The organism is Agromyces tardus, assembly GCF_003710805.1.
GTDB classification, from domain to species: Bacteria; Actinomycetota; Actinomycetes; order Actinomycetales; family Microbacteriaceae; genus Agromyces; species Agromyces tardus.
In genome coordinates this window covers 25,117-33,855 of sequence record NZ_RHHB01000036.1, presented here as the reverse complement: position 1 = coordinate 33,855, position 8,739 = coordinate 25,117, and the positions used below count along the sequence as shown (strand labels likewise).

Here is an 8,739-nt window from a genome sequence, read left to right as displayed (position 1 = left end):
CGGGGCCGGCGGCGTGCCGAGCGGCCCGCCGGCGCCGCCCCTGCCCGGACCGCGTGCCGGGGCGGCGCCGGATGGACGCGTCGTGGTGGACATCACTGCTTCTCGAGTTCGGCCCACGCGTCGTCGAGGGCGGCCTGCGCGGTCTTCTGCGCTTCGGCGAGCGCGTCCTTCGGCGTCGCCTGGCCGTTCAGCACCTTGTTGACCGCCTCCTGCATCGCGTCCTCGAACTCGGCATCAGCGGGGTTCGCGGGAAGCGCGACCGTGTGGTCGTTCGCCTCGTACATGGCCGCGACACCGGAATCCCAGGGCTCGCCGCCCTCGGTCACCATGTCCTTGATCTCCGCATCGGCGACGGTGTTGCCGGTGAGGATGCCGGTGAACGGCTTCCCGTCCTGCTCGCGCAGCGCCACGCGGGCGTCGGCGGCGGCGCGCCAGGCATCGACGGAGGTCATCACGCGGGCCCAGCGGCACGCGGCCTCGGGGTTGTCGCTGCCCGACGGGATCGCCCAGGCCGAGCCGGAGGCGAACGCGATCGGCTCGCCCTCGGTCGTGCGCACGGTGTCGAACGCCATCGGGGCGTCGGGCGAGACATCGCTCAGCACGTTGAGGTACCACTGCTCCATCGGCATGGCGCCGAGCGAGCCCGTGGCGAACTGGTTGCCCTCGCCGAAGAAGTCGGCCGAGTCGCGGGTCGCCTTGATCGCACTGAAGCCGCCCTGCTGCTCGTAGACGTCGGCCGCCCACTCGAGCGACGAGACGGCCTCCTCGGAATCGAGCTGGGCGGTCTTCCCGTCGTCGGAGAGCAGCGACCCGCCGGCAGCCTCGACCCACAACGGCAGGAACTCGGGGAGCTTGGTGTCGACCCCGATGACCGAGACGTTGTCGCCCTCGCGCTGTACGAGCTTCGTGGCCGCGGCGGTCATTGCCTCACGGTCGGAGCCGTTGACGTCGTCGAGCGTGAGCCCCGCAGCCTTGAGCAGGTCCGCATTGGCCATCGTCAGCTGCACGGTGTTGAACTCGGGAATGCCGTACACCTCGCCGCCGATCGTCACCTGGTCGATCGCCGACTGCACGAAGTCACCGGTCGTGATGCCCTCGCCGTCGATGCAGTCACCGAGCGGCACGATCGCGCCGCGGGCCGCCAGCGAGCCGATCTGGTCGCGGTCGGCGTACAGCAGCGTCGGCGGCTTGCCCGACGCGACCGACGAGAGGAACTGCTGGATGTCGAGGTCGCCCTCGATGAGCTTCACCTTCACGTCGCCGAGCTCGGACTTCGCCAGGTCCATCCGCGCGGTCGCGACCTCGTCGACTCCCGAGAACCCCATCACCGTGAGGTTGCCAGTCAGGTCGGCACCCGAGTCGTAGCTCGCGTTCGAGTCGCCCTGCCCCCCGGTCCCCACGGCACATCCGCTCAGCATCAGGGCCGCAACCGCCGACGTGGCTGCCATCGCATGGCGTCTCCGCATGTCGTCACCTCTCTCGTTGGTCGCCGGCACTCTGGCGACGGCCCGGCACACGCTACGGTCACGGTTGTCCCCCTCAGAAGGGGCTTGACAGAAGCGCTGCCCCGGGAGAAGTCGGATTCGCCGCAGAATTCCGCGGTTCTCCAGTTACCCGACGAGCCCACCACGGCACTAGAGTTCGGGCATGGGCAAGCTGATCTACAACTCCTCGAACCGCGAGCTCGAGATCGACGACCGCACCCTCGCCCACCTGCGCATCGCGATCATCAACAAACTGCGTCGCTCGGAGAGCTTCGCGATGACGTGGGAGCACGGCGTCGAGAACGGCAGCGGACGCACCACGCTGTGGCTGCACGAGTCGATTCCGCTGCAGTTCGTCTTCAGCGGCAACCGGCATCCGAAGCTCAACCGCCTCTGGATCGAGCAGATGCTCCTCTCCGCGAACAGCACGGCCGGCCTGCAGCACGTGCCGGAGCCCGACGAGGACGAGCCGTTCGACGCGGAGTGACGCTCGACCCCCGTGACCGACGACGACGCGCCACCCCGGCGCGAGCGCGTCAGTCCACGGCTTCGATCTGCGTCTCGATGTAGCGCACGTCGGCGGCGCTCAGCCGCTCCGGCGCCGCGCCACCGGTGAGTTCCGCGATCTCCTCGCGCACGCGCTCGTCGAGCGGTCCCTCGAGCTCGCGCAGCAGGGAGTGCTTGCCCTCGATCGAGAGCTGCGGCCACCAGCGCTCCGCTCCGACCTGGATGTCGGCCATGTGGTTCCCCCTTCAGCGCGGGGATTCCCCCTCCCCCGTAGTAGCAGCGGCATCCGCTGGTCGCAACCCCCTCGTATCGCATCGGGCCCCTGCCTAACGTGGCCCGCGGGGCGCACACGACGTGCCCCACGATCGGAGGAACAGCATGAGCACGACCGTGACGGCTGACATCGAGGTGGACGTTCCCGTCCGCGTGGCCTACGACCACTGGACGCAGTTCGAGTCCTTCCCGCACTTCCTCGGCGGGGTCGAGTCGGTACGACAGTTCAACGACACCACGACGCACTGGGTCGTGAAGGTCGGCGGCGTGGAGCGCGAGTTCGACGCCGACATCTCCGACCAGGTGCCCGACGACCACGTCGCCTGGCGCAGCACGACGGCCGAGACCCCGCATCGCGGGCGAGTCGACTTCCGGCCCGTCGACGGCGACCGCACGCGGATCGACCTGACCATCGAGTGGCAGCCCGAGGGCTTCGTCGAGAAGGCCGGGGCGGCGCTGCAGGTCGACGACATGCAGGTGAAGCGCGACCTGCACCGCTTCAAGGAGTACGTCGAGAAGCGCGAGACTCCCGACGGCGCCTGGCGCGGCGAGGTGCACGGCGGCGTCGAGGGCACCGACCCCGACCTGCGCATGTGACGCGCCACGGCACCTCAGCGTGCCCACGAGCCGGCGGATGCCGCGGCGCCCCCCGCGCCGCGGCATCCGCCTCGTACATGCGAGCCGCACGCCGCACCCCGCAGACGACGAACGGGCGACCCGAGGGTCGCCCGTTCGTGTTGCTGCGTGGTGCGCGCGGACTAGACCGTGCGGTTGCCGGTGAGGTAGCGCACGAGGAAGACGACCACCGCGATGATCGCCAGGGCGAGGCCCACCCACAGCAGGAAGTTCAGCGACTGCACCACACCACCGGTGATGAGCAGCACGACTGCGACGATTGCGATGATGGCGATGAGGATGTTCATGATCTCTCCTTCAGGTTCCGTCTCGTGGACGGTCGACGGCTCCCGCTGATGAGCGGAGCCTCCGAGGCGCAAGGGACGACTCGTGCCGCTGACGTTACGGCGGCGGCCCTCGCAGCGGCGAGGGGTTGACCCCCACTCGAGGGGCGTGGTACTCGCGGGCGGGGCCGCGCTCCCGCCCGATGGGAGCCTTCCGGGGCGTCCGACCGCCCGTTGTCAATGGCTGGCTCGCGGCGTGCGGCCTCGCGTAGCGTGACCCGGCGTACGGATGACCCGAACACGAGCTCGAACCCGAGGAGGGCCGACATGCTCGACCACCTGATCGATCCGACCACCAAGCACACGACGGATCCGTTCCCCAAACAGGAGCAGCAGCAACCGGGGCTCACGGATCGCATGCGACCGCAGCCCGACCACGGCGAGCAGAGCTACCGCGGCTCGGGCCGGCTCGTCGGCCGCCGTGCCCTCATCACGGGGGGCGATTCCGGGATCGGCCGAGCCGTGGCCATCGCGTTCGCCCGGGAGGGCGCGGATGTCGCGATCTCGTACCTGCCGGCCGAGCAGGAGGACGCCGAGGAGACCGCGCGCTGGGTCGACGACGCGGGCCGCACCGCCGTGCTCCTGCCCGGGGACCTGCGCGAGGAGCGCTACTGCGACGAGCTCATCGCCCGCACGGTGGCCGACCTCGGCGGCATCGACCTGCTGGTCCTGAATGCCGCGCACCAGCGCAACCGCGGGGGCATCGACCAGATCCCCACCGACGACTTCGACCGCGTCATGCGCACGAACCTCTACTCGGCGGTGTTCCTCGCGCGGGCCGCGGTGCCGCACCTGCAGGCCGGGTCGTCGATCATCACGACGACCTCGATCCAGGGGTTCGACCCGTCGAGCTCGCTCGTCGACTACGCGATGACGAAGGCGGCGCTCGTCGCCTTCACCAAGGCGCTCGCGCAGGAACTCGGGCCACGCGGCATCCGGGTGAACGCGGTGGCGCCCGGGCCGATCTGGACGCCCCTCATTCCGGCGACCGGATGGCCCGACCACCTGCCCGACTTCGGGCACGACACGCCGCTCGGTCGCGCCGGCCAGCCCGAGGAGCTCGCCGGGGCGTACGTGTACCTCGCGTCGGACGACGCGTCGTACGTCTCGGGGGCGATCCTCCCCGTCACCGGCGGGAAGGGACTCTGACCGGCTTCCGCCGGGTCGGGCGCGCGAACAAGAGGAGAGGAAGGAGCACACGATGCCCGGAACACGTTCACGACAGTCCTCATTGAAGGACCCGGAGCTCTACGAGAAGCTCCGCGACGAGGGCGCCTCGAAGGAGAAGGCGGCCCGCGTCTCGAACGCCGCCGCCGCACGCGGCCGCAGTGCCGTGGGTCGCACGGGCGGGAAGTCCGGCGACTACGAGGACTGGACCGTCGACCGGCTGCGCAAGCGCGCCAAGGAGCTCGGCCTGACCGGGTACAGCCGCAAGCGCAAGGGCGAGCTCATCGACGCCCTGCGCAACCACTGAGGGCGGGCGGATGCCGCGGCTGCGACGCGTCGAACCCTACGCGTCACCCGGGCTCACCCGGCAGCGCCGTGGCCGCGGCTTCGCCTACCTCCACCCCGACGGCACGCCGGCCGACCGCGCCGAGCGAGCCCGTATCGCGGACCTCGCGATCCCGCCGGCCTGGACCGACGTGTGGATCGCCGAGGCGCCGAACGCGCACATCCTCGCGGTGGGCGTGGACGCCGCCGGGCGCCGCCAGTACCTCTACCACCCGGTCTGGCGCGAGAAGCAGGACGCCGAGAAGTTCCTGCGCATGACGGCGCTCGCGGCGGCGCTGCCGGGCGCGCGGCGGAGCGTGCTGCGCGACCTCGCGCTGCCGGAGCTGCCGCGGGAGCGGGTGCTCGCCGCCGCCTTTCGCACCCTCGACCTCGGCGCGATCCGCATCGGGTCGGAGGAGTCGCTCGCGGGGGCGCGCAGCCGCGGGCTCACGACACTGCTCGTGCGGAACGCGCGACTCGTCGGCGACGACGTCGTGCGGTTCCGGTTCCGCGCGAAGGGCGGCATCGCGCAGGACCTGCAGCTGTCGGATGCCGGCCTCGCGGGATTCCTCGGTGCGATGGAGGGGCGCTCGCCCGCGTCCCGCCTGTACGCGTGGACGGCGGGACGCGCGATGCGGCCGCTCGCCCCGTTCGAGGTGAACGACGACATCCGCGCGCGCACGGGCGGCGACTTCACCGCCAAGGACTTCCGCACCCTCCGCGGCACCATCGCCGCGGCCGACCACCTCGCACGGCTCGGCGAGGCCGGCACCGCCCGGGCGCGCGCGGCATCCGTTCGGGAGGCCATCGTGCACGCGAGCGAGGTGCTCGGCAACACGCCGGCGATCGCGAAGGCGAGCTACGTGGACCCCCGAGTGGTCGCCGCGTACGAGCACGGGCGGCTCGTGAGCCTGCGCGGCGGGCGCGAGCGCGCGCTGCTGGAGCTGCTCGTCGACGACGCGTGACGCCGGGGGCGGGCCGACGCTACTCGGCGTCGTCGGCGATCGGCTGGGTGTCGATCGCGGGGATGGGACCGGTGTCGAGGTGCTCGGAGTCGAGCGTGACGCCGCCCGCGGTGTTCGCCGAGCGCATCAGCTCCTCGATCCAGCCGCGGTCGAGGTCGGCCGGCTCGGGGTCGTCGAAGACGAACCGGAGCGGGATCGACGGATGCATCCACAGCGAGCTGCGGCCGCGAGGCTGACCCTCGGTGTGCCGCCACGACACGGTGAAGCTCTCCCCGCGTCGGAGCTTCGTGGTGATCGCGACCTTGAGGTGCGCGAGCGCGTTGTCTTCGATTCCGATGGGGGTGCCGGAATCGCCGTAGTAGAGGGTGCCCACGATGGGAGCGTACCCCGGACGGGGCACGACGCGGCATCCGCGCGGTCACGCTTGCGTTGCGCTTTTCAGGGCTCGAGCAGGATCTCGTGGGGCGACTTGTCGGGCCGCAGCCCGCGCCATCGCGGATGCCTCGCGACGCCGGTGCGCGTCCACTCGCCGAACTCGATCTCGCCGACCAGTTCCGGCCGCACCCAGACGGCGTCGGACGCGTCGATCGCGGGCACCTCGAAGGGCGGCGCGTCCGTCTCGAGCGGGCGGAGTCGCTCGAGGAGCCGCTCGAGGTCCCGCTCCCGGAACCCCGATCCGACGCGACCGGCGTACCGCAGGCCGCCGTGTTCGTCGGGGACGCCGACGAGCAGCGAGCGGATGCGCCCCGTGCGGGTGCCCTCGCCGCGGCGGTAGCCGCCGATCACGACCTCCTGCGTGCGTGAGAGCTTGAGCTTCACCCAGTCGTCGCTGCGCGCCCCCGGGCGGTAGGGCGAGGCGGCGCGTTTCGCGACGAGCCCCTCGAGCCCGCGCTCGCGCGCCTCCTCGAGAGCGCGCTCCGGGGTTCCCGCGACAACGTCCGGCAGGTCGACCGGCACGTCGTCGCGCAGCCGCACGAGCCGCTCGAGCCGCTCGCGCCGAAGCGAGTACGGCTCGTCGATCGTGGGCGTGCCCGCGAGCTCGAGCACGTCGAAGAGGTGCAGCACGACGGGCACGGATGCCGCGGCCGCCGCGATCTCGCGCGGCTTCGTGAGGTTCATGCGCTGCTGCAGCAGCCCGAAGTCGGGGCGACCCCGCTCGTCGAGCGCGACGATCTCGCCGTCGACGACCGCATCGGCCCGGAGCACCCGGGGCAGGGCGGCGAGCTCGGGATACGCGGCCGTGAGGTCGTTGCCGTTGCGACTCACGAGGCGCACCGCTCCGTCGTCGACGCGCGCGACCACGCGGATGCCGTCCCACTTGAACTCGAGCGCCCAGTCGCCTCGGGCGAGCATGCCGACGGTACCTGCGGTGGCGAGCATCGGCTTCGGCACTTCCCCGTCGGGGACCGGGATGCCGGGCGCGCGACGCACGGAGCGGGCGGGTCGCGGAGCCGCCCCCTCCCGTGCGGGTCGAGGAGCCGACGAAGGAGTCGTCTCGAGACCCGCGGCCCACGGCGGCTCCTCGGGGAGTTCCGCGGCGGCCGTCCGGTCTCGAGACGGGCGCGGAGCGCCCTCCTCGACCCGCACGGCCGGAGCGCCCTCCTCGATCCGCACAGCCGCGGCGCCCTCCTCGACCCGCGCAGGCGGACCGGCGGGCTGCTGGTCCTTCATGCGGTGCAGCAGCCACTGGGCCTTGCCGTCGCGCTCGCCCGTGCGGATGAGCGCGATCCGCACCCGACCGAGCGGCCCCCCGACCCGGCCGGTGAGCGTCGCGATGACCTCGTCGTCGCGGAACTTCTCGACCTCGTAGGTGCCGGTGTCCCACACGGTCATGCCGCCCGCGCCGTACTCCCCCGCCGGGATCGTGCCCTCGAACGCGAGGTACTCCATGGGGTGGTCCTCGGTCTGCACCGCGAGGTGGTTCGTGCCCGCGTCATCCGGAACCCCCTTGGGCACCGCCCAGCTCTTCAGCACGCCGTCGCGCTCGAGCCGCAGGTCGTAGTGCAGGCGGCGCGCGTGGTGCTCCTGGATCACGAACCGCGGCTCGCCCGTGGCGGGCGCCCCCCACGTCGACGCCGGCATCGGCTCGGGTGTCGCGCCCGGCGTGCGCATCGAGAGGTACGTCGCGAGCGGTCCACCGGCGGATGCCGCCGTCACGGCCGCCATCGGATCCCCGCGCTCGGCGACGAGTGCGAGCACCTCGTCGGCCTCGAGTTGCCGCAGGCCCGGATCCGCGAGCTCCTCCCACGTGCGCGGCGCGGCCACGGTCGGCCGGAACCGCCCGCGCAGCGAGTACGGCGCGATCGTCGTCTTCTTGCCGTTGTTCTGGCTCCAGTCGATGAGCACCTTGCCGGTGCGGAGGGTCTTGCGCATGCTCGAGACGATGAGCTCGGGGTGGTCGGCCTCGAGCGCCTTCGCGAGCTCGTGCGCGACGGCCGACACCTGCTCCGACGTCTGTGCACCGTCGAGGGCGGCGTAGAGGTGGATGCCCTTGCTCCCGCTCGTCACCGGCACCGCCTCGAGCCCCATCGCGGTGAGGATCTCCCGCACGAGCAGGGCGACCTCGGCGCACTGCGCGAGGCTCACGCCCTCGCCCGGGTCGAGGTCGAACACCATTCGGTCGGGGTTCGCGGGGTGCCCTTGCGGGTCGAACCGCCACTGCGGCACGTGCAGCTCGATGGCGCCCATCTGCGCGAGCCACACGAGCGTCGCCCGGTCGCCCGCGATGGGGTACGACTTGTCGCCGTCGGAGTGGTGCTGCACGCCACGGCGGATCCAGTCGGGCGCGTGCTCGTCGAGGTGCTTCTCGAAGAACGCCTGCCCGGGATCGTCGGGGGTGCCCACGCCGTTGACCCAGCGCTTGCGGGTGATCGGCCGCCCCGCGACGTGCGGCAGCATGGTCGGCGCGATCTCGGCGGCGTAGGCGATGACCTCGCCCTTCGTCATGCCCGTCTCGGGATACATGACCTTGTCGAGGCTCGTGAGTCGCAGCCGACGTCCGTCGACGTCGACCATCGTGTACGGCCCCTGCGCCATCACCCCATCCTGCCCGTCGGGGCT

At 71.9% G+C, this 8,739-nt stretch carries 10 protein-coding genes; 5 read left to right on the top strand and 5 right to left on the bottom strand.

Annotation, left to right across the window (positions count from 1 at the left end; genetic code table 11):
* Positions 1-92 precede the first annotated feature (92 nt).
* Positions 93-1,400, bottom strand: a complete 1,308-nt coding sequence (locus tag EDM22_RS14510; RefSeq protein ID WP_245989418.1) for an extracellular solute-binding protein — start codon at positions 1,398-1,400, stop codon at positions 93-95.
* Positions 1,401-1,647: 247 nt separating this feature from the next.
* Here EDM22_RS14510 and EDM22_RS14505 point away from each other — a divergent pair, with 247 nt between their 5' ends.
* Positions 1,648-1,971 carry a DUF7882 family protein gene (locus tag EDM22_RS14505; RefSeq protein WP_122937801.1) on the top strand — a complete coding sequence of 108 codons (324 nt, stop codon included), beginning with the start codon at positions 1,648-1,650 and terminating at the stop codon, positions 1,969-1,971.
* Positions 1,972-2,020: 49 nt separating this feature from the next.
* Here EDM22_RS14505 and EDM22_RS14500 read toward each other — a convergent pair whose 3' ends face one another.
* A complete protein-coding gene (locus EDM22_RS14500; RefSeq protein ID WP_122937800.1) occupies positions 2,021-2,224 on the bottom strand; it encodes a hypothetical protein in 204 nt (67 codons plus the stop codon).
* 145 nt (positions 2,225-2,369) lie between these two features.
* Between EDM22_RS14500 and EDM22_RS14495 the strand changes: the two genes are divergently transcribed.
* Positions 2,370-2,861, top strand: a complete 492-nt coding sequence (locus EDM22_RS14495) for an SRPBCC family protein (protein WP_122937799.1) — start codon at positions 2,370-2,372, stop codon at positions 2,859-2,861.
* A gap of 161 nt (positions 2,862-3,022) precedes the next feature.
* On the opposite strand, the gene EDM22_RS19645 is transcribed toward EDM22_RS14495, so the two are convergent.
* Positions 3,023-3,187, bottom strand: coding sequence for a hypothetical protein (locus tag EDM22_RS19645; RefSeq protein WP_170964150.1), 165 nt, complete (start codon positions 3,185-3,187; stop codon positions 3,023-3,025).
* A gap of 303 nt (positions 3,188-3,490) precedes the next feature.
* Between EDM22_RS19645 and EDM22_RS14490 the strand changes: the two genes are divergently transcribed.
* Genes EDM22_RS14490 through EDM22_RS14480 form a run of 3 tightly spaced genes read left to right on the top strand, consistent with a single transcriptional unit; the run spans position 3,491 to position 5,679 of the window.
* Complete coding sequence (locus EDM22_RS14490) at positions 3,491-4,372, top strand: SDR family oxidoreductase (RefSeq protein ID WP_122937798.1); 882 nt, start codon at positions 3,491-3,493, stop codon at positions 4,370-4,372.
* A gap of 52 nt (positions 4,373-4,424) precedes the next feature.
* Positions 4,425-4,697, top strand: coding sequence for a DUF7218 family protein (locus EDM22_RS14485; protein ID WP_122937797.1), 273 nt, complete (start codon positions 4,425-4,427; stop codon positions 4,695-4,697).
* Positions 4,698-4,707: 10 nt separating this feature from the next.
* Positions 4,708-5,679, top strand: a complete 972-nt coding sequence (locus tag EDM22_RS14480) for a DNA topoisomerase IB (protein WP_122937796.1) — start codon at positions 4,708-4,710, stop codon at positions 5,677-5,679.
* A gap of 19 nt (positions 5,680-5,698) precedes the next feature.
* On the opposite strand, the gene EDM22_RS14475 is transcribed toward EDM22_RS14480, so the two are convergent.
* Together EDM22_RS14475 and EDM22_RS14470 are read right to left on the bottom strand one after the other, a co-directional pair.
* Positions 5,699-6,052 (bottom strand): DUF7882 family protein, encoded by a 354-nt coding sequence (locus EDM22_RS14475; protein ID WP_122937804.1) that lies wholly within the window; start codon positions 6,050-6,052, stop codon positions 5,699-5,701.
* Between the two features lie 65 nt (positions 6,053-6,117).
* Positions 6,118-8,715 (bottom strand): ATP-dependent DNA ligase, encoded by a 2,598-nt coding sequence (locus tag EDM22_RS14470; protein WP_245989417.1) that lies wholly within the window; start codon positions 8,713-8,715, stop codon positions 6,118-6,120.
* Positions 8,716-8,739: the final 24 nt, after the last annotated feature.

What these genes read in the sequence shown, in the direction of transcription:
- EDM22_RS14470 (WP_245989417.1), bottom strand. Translation starts at nt 8,715, where the DNA reads ATGGCGCAGGGGCCGTACACGATGGTCGACGTCGACGGACGTCGGCTG.
- EDM22_RS14480 (WP_122937796.1), top strand. Translation starts at nt 4,708, where the DNA reads ATGCCGCGGCTGCGACGCGTCGAACCCTACGCGTCACCCGGGCTCACC.
- EDM22_RS14490 (WP_122937798.1), top strand. Translation starts at nt 3,491, where the DNA reads ATGCTCGACCACCTGATCGATCCGACCACCAAGCACACGACGGATCCG.
- EDM22_RS14495 (WP_122937799.1), top strand. Translation starts at nt 2,370, where the DNA reads ATGAGCACGACCGTGACGGCTGACATCGAGGTGGACGTTCCCGTCCGC.
- EDM22_RS14505 (WP_122937801.1), top strand. Translation starts at nt 1,648, where the DNA reads ATGGGCAAGCTGATCTACAACTCCTCGAACCGCGAGCTCGAGATCGAC.
- EDM22_RS14485 (WP_122937797.1), top strand. Translation starts at nt 4,425, where the DNA reads ATGCCCGGAACACGTTCACGACAGTCCTCATTGAAGGACCCGGAGCTC.
- EDM22_RS19645 (WP_170964150.1), bottom strand. Translation starts at nt 3,187, where the DNA reads ATGAACATCCTCATCGCCATCATCGCAATCGTCGCAGTCGTGCTGCTC.
- EDM22_RS14500 (WP_122937800.1), bottom strand. Translation starts at nt 2,224, where the DNA reads ATGGCCGACATCCAGGTCGGAGCGGAGCGCTGGTGGCCGCAGCTCTCG.